At 60.2% G+C, this 16524-nt stretch carries 21 protein-coding genes and 2 pseudogenes; 12 read left to right on the top strand and 11 right to left on the bottom strand.

The annotated features are described in order from the left end of the window. Positions 1 to 4 precede the first annotated feature (4 nt). The 4 genes from trbF to AB6802_RS04670 are packed head-to-tail and all read left to right on the top strand — an operon-like array spanning position 5 to position 3127. Positions 5 to 694 carry a conjugal transfer protein TrbF gene (trbF, locus tag AB6802_RS04685; protein ID WP_371009310.1) on the top strand — a complete coding sequence of 230 codons (690 nt, stop codon included), beginning with the start codon at positions 5 to 7 and terminating at the stop codon, positions 692 to 694. After that, complete coding sequence (gene trbG, locus AB6802_RS04680) at positions 691 to 1746, top strand: P-type conjugative transfer protein TrbG (RefSeq protein ID WP_371008861.1); 1056 nt, start codon at positions 691 to 693, stop codon at positions 1744 to 1746. The genes trbF and trbG overlap by 4 nt, the downstream gene beginning before the upstream one ends. Further along, on the top strand, positions 1743 to 2900 hold the full coding sequence (locus tag AB6802_RS04675; protein ID WP_371008860.1) for a TrbI/VirB10 family protein: 1158 nt from the start codon (positions 1743 to 1745) through the stop codon (positions 2898 to 2900). Before trbG ends, AB6802_RS04675 begins: the two co-directional genes overlap by 4 nt. 2 nt (positions 2901 to 2902) lie before the next feature. Continuing rightward, positions 2903 to 3127 (top strand): DUF2274 domain-containing protein, encoded by a 225-nt coding sequence (locus AB6802_RS04670; RefSeq protein ID WP_027047861.1) that lies wholly within the window; start codon positions 2903 to 2905, stop codon positions 3125 to 3127. 273 nt (positions 3128 to 3400) lie between these two features. Here AB6802_RS04670 and AB6802_RS04665 read toward each other — a convergent pair whose 3' ends face one another. The 3 genes and pseudogenes from AB6802_RS04665 to AB6802_RS04655 all read right to left on the bottom strand — a co-directional run. Then, positions 3401 to 4726 (bottom strand): type II toxin-antitoxin system HipA family toxin, encoded by a 1326-nt coding sequence (locus tag AB6802_RS04665; protein ID WP_371008859.1) that lies wholly within the window; start codon positions 4724 to 4726, stop codon positions 3401 to 3403. Continuing rightward, positions 4726 to 4980: a helix-turn-helix domain-containing protein gene (locus AB6802_RS04660; RefSeq protein ID WP_371008858.1), complete on the bottom strand. Its 255-nt coding sequence runs from the start codon at positions 4978 to 4980 to the stop codon at positions 4726 to 4728. The genes AB6802_RS04665 and AB6802_RS04660 overlap by 1 nt, the downstream gene beginning before the upstream one ends. Before the next feature lie 313 nt (positions 4981 to 5293). Next, positions 5294 to 5786, bottom strand: a pseudogene (locus AB6802_RS04655) (IS21 family transposase); the annotation flags it as partial. 342 nt (positions 5787 to 6128) lie between these two features. On the opposite strand from AB6802_RS04655, the gene AB6802_RS04650 reads away from it, so the two are divergent. The 4 genes and pseudogenes from AB6802_RS04650 to AB6802_RS04635 all read left to right on the top strand — a co-directional run bounded on the left by AB6802_RS04650 (position 6129) and on the right by AB6802_RS04635 (position 8092). Further along, on the top strand, positions 6129 to 6443 hold the full coding sequence (locus tag AB6802_RS04650) for a DUF982 domain-containing protein (RefSeq protein ID WP_096448920.1): 315 nt from the start codon (positions 6129 to 6131) through the stop codon (positions 6441 to 6443). Beyond that, complete coding sequence (locus AB6802_RS04645) at positions 6412 to 6765, top strand: hypothetical protein (RefSeq protein WP_371008857.1); 354 nt, start codon at positions 6412 to 6414, stop codon at positions 6763 to 6765. Before AB6802_RS04650 ends, AB6802_RS04645 begins: the two co-directional genes overlap by 32 nt. A 798-nt stretch (positions 6766 to 7563) precedes the next feature. Next, positions 7564 to 7680 (top strand): annotated as a pseudogene (locus AB6802_RS04640) (outermembrane transporter); the annotation flags it as partial. Positions 7681 to 7735: 55 nt separating this feature from the next. Beyond that, on the top strand, positions 7736 to 8092 hold the full coding sequence (locus AB6802_RS04635; RefSeq protein WP_371008856.1) for an autotransporter outer membrane beta-barrel domain-containing protein: 357 nt from the start codon (positions 7736 to 7738) through the stop codon (positions 8090 to 8092). On the opposite strand, the gene AB6802_RS04630 is transcribed toward AB6802_RS04635, so the two are convergent. The 4 genes from AB6802_RS04630 to AB6802_RS04615 all read right to left on the bottom strand — a co-directional run bounded on the left by AB6802_RS04630 (position 8089) and on the right by AB6802_RS04615 (position 11293). Then, positions 8089 to 8322 (bottom strand): hypothetical protein, encoded by a 234-nt coding sequence (locus AB6802_RS04630; RefSeq protein ID WP_371008855.1) that lies wholly within the window; start codon positions 8320 to 8322, stop codon positions 8089 to 8091. The genes AB6802_RS04635 and AB6802_RS04630 overlap by 4 nt on opposite strands. Before the next feature lie 175 nt (positions 8323 to 8497). Further along, a complete protein-coding gene (locus AB6802_RS04625; RefSeq protein ID WP_371008854.1) occupies positions 8498 to 8980 on the bottom strand; it encodes a DUF2269 family protein in 483 nt (160 codons plus the stop codon). After that, positions 8980 to 10266, bottom strand: coding sequence for an SDR family oxidoreductase (locus AB6802_RS04620; protein WP_371008853.1), 1287 nt, complete (start codon positions 10264 to 10266; stop codon positions 8980 to 8982). The genes AB6802_RS04625 and AB6802_RS04620 overlap by 1 nt, the downstream gene beginning before the upstream one ends. A gap of 40 nt (positions 10267 to 10306) precedes the next feature. Beyond that, on the bottom strand, positions 10307 to 11293 hold the full coding sequence (locus tag AB6802_RS04615; protein WP_371008852.1) for an NAD(P)/FAD-dependent oxidoreductase: 987 nt from the start codon (positions 11291 to 11293) through the stop codon (positions 10307 to 10309). Positions 11294 to 11452: 159 nt separating this feature from the next. Between AB6802_RS04615 and AB6802_RS04610 the strand changes: the two genes are divergently transcribed. From AB6802_RS04610 to AB6802_RS04595, 4 genes are all read left to right on the top strand, one after another. Then, a complete protein-coding gene (locus AB6802_RS04610) occupies positions 11453 to 11737 on the top strand; it encodes a hypothetical protein (protein WP_371008851.1) in 285 nt (94 codons plus the stop codon). 955 nt (positions 11738 to 12692) lie between these two features. Beyond that, a complete protein-coding gene (locus tag AB6802_RS04605) occupies positions 12693 to 12998 on the top strand; it encodes a hypothetical protein (RefSeq protein WP_371008850.1) in 306 nt (101 codons plus the stop codon). Positions 12999 to 13104: 106 nt separating this feature from the next. Continuing rightward, positions 13105 to 13353, top strand: a complete 249-nt coding sequence (locus AB6802_RS04600) for a hypothetical protein (RefSeq protein WP_371008849.1) — start codon at positions 13105 to 13107, stop codon at positions 13351 to 13353. 110 nt (positions 13354 to 13463) lie between these two features. Further along, the gene (locus AB6802_RS04595; RefSeq protein WP_371008848.1) at positions 13464 to 13748 is read left to right on the top strand and encodes a hypothetical protein; all 285 of its coding nucleotides are present in this window, start codon (positions 13464 to 13466) and stop codon (positions 13746 to 13748) included. 927 nt (positions 13749 to 14675) lie between these two features. Here the strand turns inward: AB6802_RS04595 and AB6802_RS04590 are convergent. The 4 genes from AB6802_RS04590 to AB6802_RS04575 form a co-directional block, all read right to left on the bottom strand. Continuing rightward, positions 14676 to 14852, bottom strand: coding sequence for a hypothetical protein (locus AB6802_RS04590; RefSeq protein ID WP_371008847.1), 177 nt, complete (start codon positions 14850 to 14852; stop codon positions 14676 to 14678). Positions 14853 to 14971: 119 nt separating this feature from the next. Beyond that, entirely contained in the window at positions 14972 to 15139 is a 168-nt protein-coding gene (locus AB6802_RS04585) for a hypothetical protein (protein WP_371008846.1), read from the bottom strand. Between the two features lie 182 nt (positions 15140 to 15321). Beyond that, complete coding sequence (locus AB6802_RS04580; RefSeq protein ID WP_371008845.1) at positions 15322 to 15909, bottom strand: sigma factor-like helix-turn-helix DNA-binding protein; 588 nt, start codon at positions 15907 to 15909, stop codon at positions 15322 to 15324. 368 nt (positions 15910 to 16277) lie between these two features. Then, a complete protein-coding gene (locus AB6802_RS04575) occupies positions 16278 to 16514 on the bottom strand; it encodes a hypothetical protein (protein ID WP_371008844.1) in 237 nt (78 codons plus the stop codon). Positions 16515 to 16524: the final 10 nt, after the last annotated feature.

Here is a 16524-nt window from a genome sequence, read left to right as displayed (position 1 = left end):
CAAGATGAATATCTTTAGGCGACCCGACGTCCACTACGGCAAGACCCCTCGACCGGAAACCCCCTATCAAAAGGCGGAGCAGATCTGGGATGAACGCATCGGCTCTGCTCGCGTGCAGGCACGCAACTGGCGCGCCATGGCGTTCGGGTCGTTCATCTTGTCGGCAGGCCTTTCCACATCACTGGTCTGGCAATTGGGCCGCGGTACTGTCGTGCCCTGGGTCGTGCAGGTCGATACGATCGGCCAGGTTCAAGCGACCGCGCCCGCCATCGCGGATTATAAGCCGACTGATCCCCAGATCGCGTGGCATCTCGCCCGCTTTGTCGAACAGGTGCGCTCGATCCCCGCCGATCCGATCATCCTGCGCCAGGACTGGCTGCGCGCCTATGATTGGACCACCGACCAGGGCGCCGCGGCGCTCAACGATTACGCCCGCGCCAACGACCCTTTCTCCAGGGTCGGCAAGCAGCAGGTCGCGGTGGATATTTCTTCGGTCATCAGGGCTTCACCAGGCTCCTTTCGTGTCGCCTGGATCGAGCACCATTACGAAAACGGCCAGCTGTCCGCCACCGAGCGCTGGACCGCGATCCTGACGATCGTGACACAGATGCCAAACGACGCCGAACGTCTTCGCGCCAATCCGCTCGGCATCTACGTCAACGCCATCGACTGGTCCCGGGAGATGAGCCAATGAACCTGCCATTGTGTGTCATCGCCACTCCGGCTTTGACAAGGTCGGCGTTTGCCGTGGTGTTGCTATCGGGCTCCATACTTGCCGGTTGTGCCACACCGCAGAAACCACCGCAGATCTCCTATGATGCCTACGTGCCGCCTTTGCCCGCCGCTCCGGTAGCCGCGCTTGATGAAAGGCCAAAGCCGCTGCACGTTCCACCAGGGTGGGTCCCGGCCCGCGGCGGTGTCGCCGGCAGCACGCCGGTGGCGCGCGTTGAGAACGCCAACAAGGCGGCGCGCGTCCAGCCGCGTCGTGAGGGCTATTACAACGCCATTCAGATTTATCCCTGGAGTGAAGGAGCCCTATATCAGGTCTATGCCGCTCCAGGGCAGATCACGGACGTCGCGCTTGAGCCTGGCGAAAGCCTGACCGGCGAAGGTCCGATCGCGGCGGGCGATACCGCGCGCTGGATCATCGGCGACACCGAAAGCGGAGCGGGCGTCACCAGGCGCGTCCATGTGCTGGTCAAGCCGTCGCGCGCCGACATCACCACCAATCTCATCATCACCACCGACCGGCGCAGCTACATGATCGAACTGCGATCGGGCGAGAAGCCCTACATGCCCGCCGTGTCATGGGCCTATCCCGCGCCGCCGGCCGGACAAGCGCGTGCGATCCCCGCGACACCGGTGATTCCCGCCATCACCGCACGCAACTACCGCTACGGTCTCACCGGCGACGCGCCCCCTTGGAGGCCCGTCAGCGTCTATGACGATGGCAGGCGGGTCTATGTCGAGTTTCCACGCGGGATCGTGCAAGGCGAGATGCCGCCCATCTTCGTCATCGGCCCGGACGGCGGGGCCGAGATCGCCAACAGCCGCGTCTACCAGAACACCCTGATCGTCGACCGTCTCTTTGGCGCGGCGGAATTGCGGCTTGGCAGCGGCAAGCGGCAACAGACCGTCAAGATCGTTCGCGCCGATGCGACGCGGAGAGGTCTTTGGATATCAGGCACCAATGCGGCGCCGAATGGAAAGAACGCATTTCGTCAAAGGGGAGGGGAGCAATCTTGAACGAGAACGAAATCCCGGCTTCCCCCATGCAGCTTCGCGCCGATCCGCCGCGCGTCACGCGCCTGTCCCGCAAGGTGCTCGCCGGCATCGGCTTATGTGCATCGCTTGGCGTCGGCGGCGCGCTGATCTATGCGCTTCAGACGAGTGAAACCGGCAGGCATGGCGACGAGCTCTACTCGACGTCGAACAGGCAGCCCGCCGACGGACTGGCCAGCCTGCCGCGCGACTATACCGGGCCTGTTCTTGGGCCGCCGCTGCCTGGCGATCTTGGCCGGCCGATGCTTGATGCCCAGAACAAGGGACAGCCCGTCGTGCCGCCAACGATTGCGACCCCCATCGTCGATGAGGCGGAACAGCGCCGGCGGGCCGAAGAGGAGGCGGCCCGAACCTCGCGTGTTTTCTTCCAGACGGGGCAGTCAACCGCGGCGATGGCCGAAACCCCGCCTGGAGGAACGTCCCCGCCGAACCTGGGCGGCCCCGACCTTGCCGGTCAGATCGGCCAGTCGACCACGCAAGACCGTCAACTTGGCTTTCTGAATGCGGCCGCTGATCGGCGCACCGTGACGCCGGATCGCGTCACGCCGCCGGCGTCGCCCTATGTGCTCCAGGCAGGGGCCGTCATCCCGGCGGCACTCATCACCGGTATCCGTTCCGATCTGCCCGGTCAGATCACCGCGCAGGTGACCGAAAATGTCTATGACAGTCCCACGGGTCGCTCGCTGCTGATCCCGCAAGGGGCGCGTGTCATTGGCCAGTACGACAACGGCGTCGGCTTCGGCCAGCGGCGTGTGCCGCTTGTCTGGAGCAGGCTGGTCTTTCCCAACGGACGCTCCATTGTTCTTGAACGCCAGCCTGGCACTGACGCCCAAGGCTATGCCGGCCTTGAGGACGGCGTCGACTTCCATTGGGCCGAGCTGTTCAAGGCGGCAGCACTCACCACCATACTCAGCGTTGGCGCGGAGGCCGGCTCGTCCGGCCAGGAAAGTGACATCGTGCGCGCCTTGCGCGGCGGCGCTTCCGACAGCCTCAGCCAGGTGGGCCAGCAGATCGTCCAGCGCCAACTCAACATCGCACCGACGCTGACGATACGGCCGGGCGTCAATGTGCGTGTCGTCGTTACCCGCGATCTCGTGCTCGAACCCTACGGAGGCTGAAAATGGCCAAGCTGAAACTCGGTCCGATTGCAGACGACAAGCCGGTTAAGGTCACAGTGGAACTGCCGGCACCGCTGCACCGCGATCTGTCCAGATATGCTGAGATCCTTGGCCGCGACGCAGGTCAGCCTTCCACTGATCCTCTTCGCCTGATTGTGCCGATGCTTGAACGATTTATCGCGACGGATCGGGGCTTTGCCAGAGCCAAGCAGGAGCGGAAAGGTTGAGGGCCAAGGCCGAACGAGCAATGCCACAGGGGAGCACGGTTCACTAAGTGCAGGAGATTTCCTTTGACCGCTACACGGCTGCGGACATCGTCGGAGCGAAGGCAGCGACGATAGCCTCAAGGGAACATGCGGGAGAGGTGTACCGTGACCGGCCACCGCCTGAAACAAGACCCGCGACCCGGGACAGGTCCATAGCACCGATGCGACGATGATGATCAGCAGCGGCAACAGGATGGGCGAGCAAGTCCCGGCAGCCGGTTCGTCGCACCTTGATCAATCGATCGCATCAGCCTTGTTATCGGCGAGGAGAGCCGCCCGCTTGCCGATAGCTGACTTCACCGAGTCGACCAGCTGTTCAGGAAAGCCGCGGGGCAGCGAGATGATCACCTCGTCGGCCTGCCTCTCCACGTTTTCAGCAATGTCATCGAAAATTCTGCGCAAGAAAGGGGTACCCACGCCGGCAATGTCAGCGGTCTGCAGGAAGTGGCGTGGCATGATGTCAGGTACCGAATAGTGCTTGTTCTTGCCGACCGACATTGCCAATCTGAATTTTTTGCGCGGGATTTGGCCGGTATCAAGGCTGGGCTGCGCGGTCAGCACGTCGTAAAGCGGCGTCATGCGGAATCGTCCGCCAGGGCTGAGAAAAATACTGAAATTCTTGGCGTGGCCGTCGGTCGCGCCAATCAGCCAGAACAAGATGCAGGTGCGCAAGAAGGTGGCGATGTCGTCATCAGGCGTATCGCTACCCTTAAAGAGCTCGACAATCTCCCGCATCCCGGGACCGCCATCCGACTGGTACTTGCGCGTCGGCGGCACCGAAAGCGCTTGACAGATATCCTCCTGCGGCAGGCGCAAGAGGCGGCCACCGCGGGCCCACAGCCGGTCGAAGCGTTCTACGATCAGCGTGCGGCGCTTGCCGAAGTCAGCGATCTCCGCCTGGGCGGCGGGAACGCCAAACCCTTGCAGCAGCTTCAGGCACAGATACTCGTTCTCGACGCTGTTGGACAGATCGATGCCGTTCGGCAGCCGGCCGATCTGCGGCTTCAGGATGTGGGTGGTCGCTGCCGTGCCGATCGGTTTGAACCAGCCTCCGTCCTTGCGCAGCAGCGCGGTCTTTTCCTGCGCGCCGGCAATCGAGATGCGAAAGTCCTCGTCCTCGCCCAGGCCTAGCGGAGCGGCCGCAAGGTTCTCGACTATCCCGGCGATGTCCTCGTCGCTGACCGGCTTGCCTCCGACACTGCCGGGAGGCCCTGGATCCATGCCATCGGGCAGGAATTGCAACGCGCCGACGCAGTCATGGCCGAGCGCAGCCAGCATGCTGTAGGCATCCGTGCCGTCGGCGCCGACGCGTTCGGCAACACGCCTGCGTAGGGCGTCATTGTCCGGAAGCAGGTTGTCGAAGACGTTGGTCACCGGCGTGCCGATATAGCGGTCTTCCCGCAAAGGAAGCGAGAGTGAGATCGGGAAGGTGCCGCGCCAGTCCAGCCATTCGAGGGCGTATTGAAAGTCGATGGCGCCTGTCGATTCCCTGCGCAGTACACCCACCAGACGCCCGTTCAGGAAGACATTCAGGGGGATGTGGACCCGTCGCCGTGCCATCAGAACAGGTCCTCAATATCAGCAGAGCTGCCTTTGCTGCGCGCGCGCACGACGAGTTCAAGGTCTAGAGCGGAGAGGGCGGCCATCAAGGTGCGAAGTTGCATCGCGGGCTCGCCGGCCTCGAGGCGGGAGACCGTACCCTGGCGCAGGTGGATCTGATTGCTGAGCGAGCCTTGCGTGAGCCCGGCGTTCTTGCGGGCGCGGCGCAGAATGGCTCCGAGTTGTTTTTCGTTGCGAGCGATCTTGTCTGTCATGATGGGTCTCCACGCCGTAATATACGCGATCGCGTATTAATCATCAATATACGGGGTTGCGTATAAAATTGATGTATACGCGATCGCGTATACAAGAGAGATATACGCGATCGCGTATGACGCCGACGGGTCAGCTGGCAAGCGGCGGCGACCTGTTGATTTTCACTGACAACTGACCCGGCATTTCCACCGAGAAGTGACCCGCCTCTCATGTATGTTTCGGTTCGGTGTTGAGGGTCAAGGTTCTGGCTTTCTCCTTTGCTCTTTGGGCTCGTGGGCTGAGCTGTTCTTGGACCGGAAGGCCATGGCCATGAAACGGGACATTGACGTCGCGCTCCTTGCCGCGTCCGACCTTGTCGATCGCGGTCCGCATATTGTCGTAGATGCCGCGCCGCGGAACGCCGCCAAATACACGGAAGGCATGATTGTGCGCGTCAAACAGCATCTCATGCGTCTGCAGCAGATTGGCCCGAACGATGAAGGCGCGGCTGTAGCTTAGCTTTGTATGGGCCACCTGCAGTTTGGTGCGCTCATTGCCGATGATTGCCCAGTCCTCCGACCAATCGAACTGGAATGCCTCGCCAGCCTCGAACTTTTTGGCTTCCGTTCTCAGCCAGGCTGACAATCGGTCAGCAAACGGATCAAGTTTGCTCGGCCGTTCCGGAACCTTGGACATCGGCTCGAAGTCATCAGAGCGCAGATAATTTGCGAATGGTATTCCGGGACAGGCCGGTCCTGCGGCAAATCTCCCGGATCGATAAATGCTCTCGAAAATGCCAGCGTCGGATTACGCTCAATAACGCCATGTCGATCACTCCAAAACCCCCGCTAACGTGCAGGGGTGGTTCAAACATGGGTCAATTCTCGGTGGAAATATCCATCAATGCCGGGTTAGTTCTCAGTGGCAATCAATATCGCCAGCTCCCCTTGAACTGAAAAGACGTATTTCCAATCTTTTTCCCACGTGCCGTGTGCGCTTGCCGGATGTCGAACAGGAGCGGAAGGATCGCATGGAAACGATTTTCTTTGAAGATGCCGGTTCCGTCCTGGTTGGCGAAGCTCGCCGGCATGGGTTTGCCGGGAACTGACATCGTCGCTGCACACGGTGAGGCAGGATCAGTTACCCACGGTTTGAAGGGAGGTCACTAATGGAAAGTGCGACGTTCAAACAGCCGGTTTTCGTAAGAGACGACGGCTACGGTGTCCAAAAGATCGGCTGTGTCATGGATGCGATAGAGTTTCTCGAAGAATGGCCGGTTGAAAGGCGCGGCCTCCTCCACGCAGCAGCGTCTGATGCATGCTACTCCGCCTACGATGGTCGGAAGTCTGTCGAGGCGGCGAACAAGGCCTTTACGACTTGGGCACGCAGGGTCGGTGTCATCGAGGACGTGCCCGTAGCGCCTCCGTGGATGACAGGGCCGAAGATCGGCAATGCAGACCATCTTATGGAAAGTGACGGCTGAATTCACTGCGGCGGTAATCTGCCGCCGCAGCATCAGAGTGGCGCGTCACCGGGGGCAACGAAGCGAAGCCTCAATCGCGTTCAATCCATTTCGGTTTCCTGATCGCCCCACGGCGCTGAACGACTGTATCTCCGCTAAACGAACTGGCCCGGTTGCTTCGCTGAGTGACGTCGTGAACAAGCGTTCATCGCCGAGAGCAAAAGCGGTAGTCGCGGCCCACGTCCCGCTGCCGGACGGCGGTTCTGATCTCTTCGCCAGGCTTGCCGCCGATCACGGTCTGGCAGGAGAGCGGCGCGGCCTGGGCGCCGTCGACCTACAATAGTCGTTGAAGGTCGCTTTGCCATGCAATCAAATGCCGGTCGCAATAACTCTCGTGTACCGAAATTTCTTGCCCAATATGTCTGAATAAATTTCCGGATAAGGCCTGAAGAAGCAGTCAGGGTGGCGGAGACTCGTGACAGACATATGCGAATGCCTCAGGTATATGCTGCGGCCTTTTTCGGTTCGTATTGCCTTTGTACGAGGCTGCTTCATTTCAACCGCAGTCGGTGGCCTCACTTTGGCGCGAAAGAAAATTGAATCCCGAACCCACAGTTCGATTCTTTACGGCCAATGGTCGAGTTGGAAACTATCCTCGATTTGGCCGCCCCTCACAAGGATGAGCTGGTGAAGCGGATCGTTGCGGCGCTCGCGCGAGACGCGGCAGACGGGAGTTTCTCGCCGAGCGCGGCCTGGTCTCGCGTCAAGCCTAACGGGCCGTCGCCGGGTTCGTTCAAAATGCGGGGTTGCCGTCCAACGCGCGCCAGCCGTATTGCCTCTGAGAGGAGGGGGTTCATTCCTTCTCCTGGTTTATGGGTTCGCCAGACCATACGAGGAACATACAGATGGATATGGGTTGGCGAACCGGCTGCTAAGTCCTTGAGTTTTTATTGAGAATCCTGTCCCACGGACCCACCGATATCGTTATTTGTCAGTGATTTAGGACGTCAATACACCCCGGTTAGCCAATTCCATTTGGCGAACCCACTCTTATGCCTTTGATTTTCTTTATGGTGGGGGGCTGCTGACATTCGCAGGAGCGGTTTGCGCCCAGGGTTTCTACCTCGACGGCCAGGCGCAGGTGATCTGGTACGACGGCAATCTCGACTCGACGACCGCCGGACAGCGGCTCGTCGACGGCAACAACGGCGTGGGCTACGCGCTCAGCGCCGAAGCGGGCAAACGCATCATGCTCGACCCGAGCTGGTCGGTGACGCCACAGGCGCAGCTTGCCTGGTCGTCCGCCGACATGGATGCCTCACCGACGCCTTTGGCGCACGGGTTACGCCAGCAGCAACGACAGCCTGCTCGGCCGCCTCGGACTGTCGCTCGACCACCAGTCGCAGTGGCAGGAACGCAGCGGCCGGGCCGGGCACACGAACCATTACACTATCGCGAACCTCTATTATGATTTTGGAAACGGCTCGCCGGTGGATCTTGCCGGCAGCCGTCTTTCGAGCCGCAACGAGCAGCTTCGGGGCGGTCTCGGCATCGGCGGCACGATCAACTGGGCCGACCATAGGTTCTTGGTGTTTGGTGAAGTCGTCGCCCGGACCGGCCTGAAAAAGTCCTCAACATACCCCAAAGCCAAGCTAGTCCAATCCGACTAATGGACCAGCTTGCCTTCCTCCTCAGCAGCGGCAATGAACGCGTTACGAACATCCTCGGGCGTCATGTCGCCAGCCAAATAGGACTGCAGGCCGCACCGCAAGGTCCCATTCGGGGCCACGATGGTTCCACTCCATGACTTCCCTGGTTCCGACCGCAGCATGTTGCGCCGCATGAGCCAGTTGCGCGCGTCCGATGAACTCTCGAGGGTGATTCCACGTTCTTCCGTCATGCCGTCTCTGGGCAGTTCGGGGGAAGCCAACCAGAGGACCGATGGCCGATGCCTCGGCCGCTGCCATGTCGCGCAGTTAAGCGTTGGTTTCACCGATTGCCGCGAGAATGCGCTGCTTAGACCTGAGCTTCCCAGTGCAAGTCGTTCGATGAGGTTGGTTGCCGATCGGGCTCAACTACAACGCTGACCACCCGATTGGCGGGCGCGCAATCATCAGCCAGAAAATGGTTAGGACGGCGGCGAAAGCCGGGAAGCCGAAGGTAAACCAACGCCTGAACAGCTGATTGTAGCGCTCTGGAGGGGGTTGGTTGGACAGTGCGGCCTGTGTGGCTAAATTTCGCATCTCGATCTGCATCCATACAACAGGCAGCCAAAACAGGCCAGTCACGATGTAGAGCAGGATCGAGAGAACGATCCATCCTTCGGACAGGGAATACCCCGCAACCCAGGCGAGACCCAGTCCAGTCAGAGGTTGTGCGACGACCGCCGTAGCCGTGAACAGGAAATCGGCCAGGACGACAATGCGGGCGACGGCGGCAATCGTCGCGGCATTTCCGGTCCGGTGTGCCAGAAGCATGAAAAACGCAATGCCGGCGCCAGTCCCGAGCAGCACAGCCGCACCGATTACGTGAAGGTATTTGAGCACAAAGTACATCATCAACGTTCCTCCAGAATGGCCAGCGCTGCAAAATGCAAGACGAGGATCGGGAAGATTTTTAACAGCGGCCCGAGTGGTTCAGACCAAAGATCCGACCGCAAAATGCTCCCGGCGATCGCATAGAAAAGCGATACAGCGATTGCGCCGAAAAGACCAAGCCGGCTGGTTGGGCGCCAAGCGACAAGCGCCCCCACAGCGATATCAGCCAGCGCGCCGCCGACGACCGCCGGTTCGGCCACGGCGCCGGCAGCAGTGCCAATCAGCAAGTCAACTCCGCTGCGCCAGCCGACGGTGAGGGAAATGATACCGGTCAGAATCCAGAAGAGCGGCAAAACGACAAACAGCGTCGGCTTGACAAAATAAAGACCGGCGAACCATCGCTCCTGCACCGTCGCAGGATTTAGACGTAGTGCGGATGTAAGATCTGATGGTTGAATGCCGGCCGCCGTCATCCACGGCTGGGGATCGCCGACAGCGCCACGGGTGATCTCTTTTGCCGCATTGCTGCGCATCGGCGGACGCCAGCCCAACTGAGCCGCGGCATCGCCGATCCTGTACAAAGCAGCTGCGGTCCACTTGGGTAAGGTGAACGCCCAGGCACGGCTCCATCCGAACCAGCGCCGATAGCAGCCCACGACCTCGCGTATGGAAAGCGAGTCGGGCCCGGCCAATTCCAGCGTGAGGCGCGATGGGCTGTCGGGTTTGAGGAAAAAGACGACGGTGGAGATCACGTCATCCAGCTGAACGACTTGGAGACGGCCCGTGTCGGGCATCAAAGGTAACACCGGCAAAGCCGCTAGGCCGCGAAAAAGTGCGCTTGCGCCGAAAGCCGGCCTTCCCAGCACCACCGAAGGGCGAAGAATGACCCACTCGAGTTTACGCGCCATCAATGCTTCATCGCCGGCAAGCTTGCTGGCCGAAAACGCGGAGGGCTGCTGGCGATCGACCCCGATGGCAGAAAAGTGGACCACCTTGTGCACACCTGCCTGCTCACACGCGCTAAAGAGAGCCGAGGCTCCCGTCGAATGGACGTGCCGGGTGTTGTCCCGGACACTATCCTGCAGCACGCCGGCACAATTCACGACCGCGTCCACACCGGCGAGATAAGGGGTCCATTCCTCAGGTTGCAAGGCCCGCGCCATATCCAGAGAAATGGTTGCGATCTCCGCGCGGACGCCAGTAGCTGAGCGGTGAACCACGCGAACCACGTCATGTCTCTCACCTGTCAGTCGCGCGCAAAGCGCGTTCCCGATCAGACCTGACGCGCCGGTGACCAGAACTTTCATTCTTACCTCCCCCGTTCGTCCGCACCTGCGGGTCCCCCCGTCAAATTTTCGTTGACGGCTCGGCGCAATCGCGGAGGTCGTTGTGAATGTGAGTTGCTGCCGTGGCGGCGTGCCCGAACGCAACAGCAATTTGATTGAGCCCCTCGGCCACGTCACCGATGGCGTAGAGTCCTGGAGTTGATGTCTCAAGGTGTCTGTTGACCAGAACATAGCCTTCTGCGTCGCAGTTAGCCCCGAGCGCAACCGCAAGTTCGGAGCGTACGTCGCAGCCCATGGATGGGTACAGCATATCGATGTTGCGCACTGAACCGCCCTCGGCCATGACGACATCGAAGCCGGTTCGCCGGCGGACCACATCATCGACGGTGTCCCAGATTTCAACTCCGCCTGCCATGGCAACGTCGCGGGCAGCTTGCGAAACATCATCCGGGTAATTGGCGAGCAAGGCAACATGACTGCCATATTCCTTCAGGAACAGAGCCTCCTTGACGGCGAGATGTTCCGGGCCAACGACGCCGAGGCGGCTACCCCTGGCCTCATACGCATCACAAACCGGACATAGTTTGACAATGCCAGCTGCGATTGCCTGCTGCAGTCCTTCAATCGGAGGTGCCTTGTCCACAATGCCCGTGGCCAAAATTACGCGACTTGCCAGGACTATCCCGCAGGTAGTCGTCAGAACAAAAAGCCCCTCGCGTTTTTCAGCGTGGCGTACGCAACCGTCGACCACGCTCGCGCCATACAGCCGTGCCTGGGCTCTCTGGCGGCCGAGCAGTTCTTCCCCGTTGATGCCGTGGGGGAAGCCGGGACAGTTATGGGATTTTGGAATTAGCTTGGCACGTGCATCCCCCGCGTCGAATGAGACCACGGAACGCAGGAACCTGGCTAAATACGTGGCTGCAGCGAGCCCCGCAGGACCGCCGCCGACGATGGCAACATCAAAAACTTGTTTGCTCGAAGTACTCGGCATGGCGCCCAACCCGCGCGAAGCAACCTTGTTCCAAGTGGCGTCTAAACGGACACGCATCGAGCCTCCGAGGCGTAACGAAAAAGGCCACTGCCGCATCAAGCCCCCTCGCAACGTCGTGGCTGCAATCGCTGTGGACACAGCGCGGGCGGGAAAGTGAAGCCATCATGGAACTTCAAATCACCGCCGCGCTTAATCTGGTGGCGAAAGGGTTCTGAGATGAGCGTGACGAGAGAGTTCTTTGAAAACTGGTTACAGGAGAACGTCGGCACACTTCCTGGTCGAGAGGAAGTTAGTGTCGCGGTGCTTGCCCAACAATTCGAACAGGATGCCGAGGTGGCTGGGTATGGGCGCGACGTAAGAGAGGACGAACTCGGAAACATCGAGGATGCAATCGAGCAAGCGATAAAGATGGCCGGGGTGCAGAGTCTGAGCTCCGAAGGGGGCGGTCTGGCACCTGTGATGGACGCGCTGGAGGTTGATGATCCCAAGAGCGGACCGTAGGCCGCAACATCCGCCTTCCGTTCGCCTGACCAATCCCGCGGCACTGGCATGGCGAGGCCGTCTCGTAGTAGAGCGCCAAGGTCCGAGTTCGCTCGATGCAAGGTTGAGGAACATTCCTGACGCCACGACGTTAGCTGAGTTCCTCCACACCGGTGCGCCCCGTGCTAACTGCGAACCTCCCAGGCGAATGGCTGACCCGGCACGAACAGGGCCGCATCTCGCGGCGGACGACTCTTGCAGGTATTGGTTGCTGGCTGTTGGCTGTTTCCGCGGAAGCCGCGGCAGAGCCACAGCCGCGCTTGCGGTTTGGCGTGCTGGGATATGGCACCGCTGCTTGGGAAGTCGCTGTCACGCGGCAACATGGTCGCTGCGCCTCGATTGATACTCCGTATGCGGTGTCCAATGCCGCCGAAGTGGGCAAGACAGCATTGCTGGCGGGCAGCGTCGACGTCATCGTTTCGGATTGGCTGTGGGCTATGCGCCAGCGCGCGAAGGCGCCGATCTGGTCTTTTACCCCTATTCTCGTGCCGTCGGCACACTGGAACTGCCACAAGGCTCGCCCATTCGAACTCTGGCGGACCTCAAGGGCAAAGGCTGGAGACCGCGGGTGGTCCGCTGGACAAGAGCTGGATTCTGTTGCGAGCGCTCGGCCTCCGTCAGCTGAAGCGCGATCTTGCTTGTGGAAAAACAAGGGCCGCCGGACGCTCTGGCGGCCACCGAAAGCGGGCAAGTGCCTTAAGTTCTGTTCACGGACGTGGTCATGCCGGAGATGTCGGGCCGAGAGCTGGTGGACCGGCTCAAGAGGATGCACCCGTCGCCAAAGGTGCTCTACACCACCGGCTACACTTGGGCGCTGATGGGCTCTTAGGGCCCCCGCATGGCGGCCGGTTCGCGGGCCAGCTTTTGAAAGCAGGTGTCGCCTCGCTTCAAGTCCCCGAAGTACGAGCCGTAGTTCTTGAAACTCAGCGTCCCAGACAACGCTTTTGATGCCTGGCGCCTCGCAATCCTTGTCGATGATGATTGTTTCGTTTTCAAGATCAATGGTGCCGTATCCGGCTCGGCTGACGCCAAAACGGTTGCCCAGCAGTTCCGCGGCTGCGACGGCCAGATCGGCAGGATCAGCAATCTCGCGAATCCGGCCGCCCACCGCCGCCAAAAGCTCGAAGTCCTGCAGTTCAGATCACTGCGAGACCGGCCGGTATCGGCTGTGCAAATTGGATCTTGCGTGGCTGAACCCTTGTTCCGGTACATCATAGTTTAATGACATGTGGTGCGACGTGCCGCATAAACTGCGGGTCAGCGGGCATGCGACGAGCTCCGCTGCTTCGGGAGCGGCCATCGCCCCCTCGCTCGTTTGGAGACGCTTGATGCTCGATCGACCCATTCGCACCAACACGGAAGCTCTCTACCCGAATGATCTGAACACCCTTCGCGCGGTTTTTGACGCGATGTGCGATGAATTTTCTATTCTGCCGGACAGCGCGGCGGCGCATTCCATCGCCAGAGAACTGGTCAGGCTTTTCCAGACCGGGATGACGGAAGCGGCCATGCTGATGATTGCCGTGCGCGCACGTTGGCAAGGCGATTGGAAAATGGAGGGCAGCAGCGCTGCCTGACGTCGAGGTTCAGGCTTGCAGGATCCGCTGCATCCTTTTCGAGACGCACGCGTTGAGCCTCGACTTGTCAGCAATGGCCGATCCGCTGGAACCGCCGACAGGAAGGATCAATGCCGAAATTTCGCTTCGAGTTCATCGAAGGCATGCCCAAGCCTGCAATCTTTGCCGACATGGCCGATCGGGGTGAGGCTGTCAGGGAGGCGAAGCGCGCTGCCAAGGAGGCCATGCTTGACGGAATTGCCGATGGCGCGGACCCGACCAGTTGGGTGGCGAAAGTTTACGATGACGCGGGTTATCTCGTTGCCTCCCTTGGCTTCCAGGATCTGATCGCCGCGTCGGAGAATTCGGAGCAGTCCAAAGAAACGGAAGAACCTGGCGTCATACGCTCGGGCTGAAGTTCGGATTTCAATCCGGCCGGCGCCGGTGCGTAGTAGCGGTGGCGACTTGGGAAGATGCCGGATGAGCGAAGGTGCTGTTCTGATCGTCGAAGACGAGGCGATACTCGACCTTGAGTCAGCTTTGGAGGAAGCGGTTTTCAGGTCGTCGGCGTCCGAAATGCCGCAGAGGCGCTGTCCGCTTTCGCGCCCGATCCAACCAAGTTCAAGGCCACGGATGTTCGTTTGGAGCCAGGAAAATCGGGATGGGAGGTCGCTCGGCACTTGCGGAGTTCCAACTCGAACATCCTGGTTGTCTACATCAGTGGTGACAGCGCACTATATTGGGGAGCGGAAGGTGTTCGCAACAGTATAATGATCACCAAGTCCTTCTTAGTGAGCGGATCATACTGCCGTTTCTCAACTTTTGAACGGGCAGCAAGGCCCAGGACCCCACATCCAGGAGTCGGGCCCCGGCTCGACTGTTCACCTCGCCATATGCGAGCAACGTGAAGTCTTTGCATTGCGTATCCCATAGAGCACGGATCCCGAAGCTCGGCGGGCTCTTGACCAATCGGGTGCTTTTATTCGGGCCCCACGTCAACCCGATGGAACATTCTTTGCCGTCGAACGTTGGGCGGCGCTGGACATCCTTGTTGCACAATCCCTTGTTGTCCGGCATCGGAGGCTGGAACCCCACAGCTTCAGCCCGCCTCGGCCCCCCTCCCGAGGCGGGCACGTGGGATTTGAGATGCGATGCATAGAGACGCCTTCACCCCATCAGAGCTTGCCGTGTTGAGCCGCGTCCTCGCACGCAGCGATCTCAAAAACGAGACCAAGACCGAGAGAGAACGGCGGGCATCGCGCATCCTGGCCTACTACCAGGCTGGGATAACGGACGAGGACGAACTCGAACAGCTTGCTCGACAACCGCTGGGAAGGTAACCGCTAGTCTTCTTTCTTCAGGTCTTCGGCCTCGTCCTTGAGCTTCGGCCAATCGGCGCCATGTCGGCGCAGAAGTGTTCGCGCCTGCTTTGGATCAATGTCGGTGACCTCGACCACATGTTCGACTTCAAGTTCCTGTCCCTTGGCCACCCGGCTCGCTTTGTCTGCTTTTCGCTTCATTTCGGGATCCATGGTCGGAGATTACAGGTACCGGCACGTGGAATTGCGGTTCCAAGAGCTTCAAAGAAAAAGGTGCCTCGCAAACAATGCTCTTGGCAGCTCTCCTGAAGCAGGCGCTCTCATTGGCTAAGCTTTCGGTCGAGTTCGTCCAGCAATGACCGATGCTCGCTCGGCATGTCCGCACCGGTTGGCAGATCCAGCAACTGGCGACGGCTGGCATCCGATGAAATCCACTGACGAATGCGAAGGGCTATGACCTTCTGTTGTGCCTTGCCGATTTCTTCCATGTCGAGCACCCGAACTTGTCGTGGCTCGAACTCGGCCGGTCTCCGATGGTTCCCCGGTCGTGCGCACAAACCGGGGAGTCGAATAACAGTCCGCACGCTATACGATTACTGGCCGCCCGACGTGCCTGCCAATGGAAATAGCGCCTGCCGAGGGCAGGGATAACCACCCGGCCTGGCTGAGGTCAATTCGGCTTGCTCGATGTGGTGCTTGTATCGAGCATGGCGGCCAGTCTTGTCCTTGCATCCTGTATCCGGCCCTTGATCGTGGTTGCGTCGCAATCACAAATGGCGGCAGCGTCCTCGTACGACAGTCCGATCATGCAAACCAGAACCGCGGCGTGACGTTCCGGGGCAGGCAGGCGGTCCATGGCACGAGCCATCTCTCGCCCGTCCCGAGTCCCTGCCTGCGCGTTGCCAGCCAAGGATTGCGATAAGCAGCCCGACGTCCTGTCGTGTTGAGAGGCCGCATCTCCGAGCTTGGCCAAATAGGTCGTGCGCATGGTTGCAAAGAGCCACGGCTTTACATGGGATTCCTCAATGTCATAGAGACCCGCCATCCCTTTGATCAGTGTCTCGCGGACAAGGTCGTCGGCTTCCTCAAGGCTGCCGCGGAGCGAGCGTGCGAACGCCCTCAATGCTGGAACAAGGTCGACCAGATTCGTTTGTGCGGCATCACCTGATGGAGACGAGCGGGCAGATTGCGTCGAGGGCTGTATCTGCTTCTGAGTGTCTGGATCGAAGAGTTCCGGCTGCCGGCGGTGTTCAGCCATTGCGCCGGTTCTCCCGAGGGGTGGCCCTCCCATGCCGGTCCGATGTGGTGGGATGACGGGTCCAAGACGCGACAAGGGCCATGATTGCTCCAGGCTGGTGTTCGAACTGGTCAGCCGACAAATGCTGATCGACAGCGTGCGTATCGAAGGTGTTGTCCTCGGCACGGACGTAGTCATTAAAGCGGTCGCCGATCCGGCGCACTTACATAGATTAAAGGAACCGGCTGTTTGCAGCGCCCGGTTCGCGAAAGGCAGCCAAAGCATCTTATGGCACCAGGGTTCCAGTAGATCTTCTGGCTTGAGAAGTGCATCGCAAAGATCGTGCACGGCTTGGTGACGAGCTGATCACCTGTCCTGCATCACCAAAGCTATTTCATCAATTTGACCTGAAGCGAGAGGCTCAGCCGCAAAATCTTGTCACCGTTTTCATCTCGCACCTCGATGAACAATTGCTGCCCGTCGATGCTCTTCAGTGACTCTCTCGTCAGGTCGATAAGGCCTTCGAATCCGGCGCGGCGCACCTCGTCGAGGCCGGCACATTCGACACCTATCTCATCCTCGAAGAACAGATCGCGATCGCCGCTGTCAAAGTAAAATCGTGCCATCGGACGGCTT

Origin of the sequence: Mesorhizobium sp. RCC_202, from assembly GCF_041355295.1 — a bacterium.
Taxonomy (GTDB): Bacteria; Pseudomonadota; Alphaproteobacteria; order Rhizobiales; family Rhizobiaceae; genus Mesorhizobium.
The sequence above is the reverse complement of the archived record's forward strand: the minus strand, read 5'-3'. Positions and strand labels throughout refer to the sequence as shown.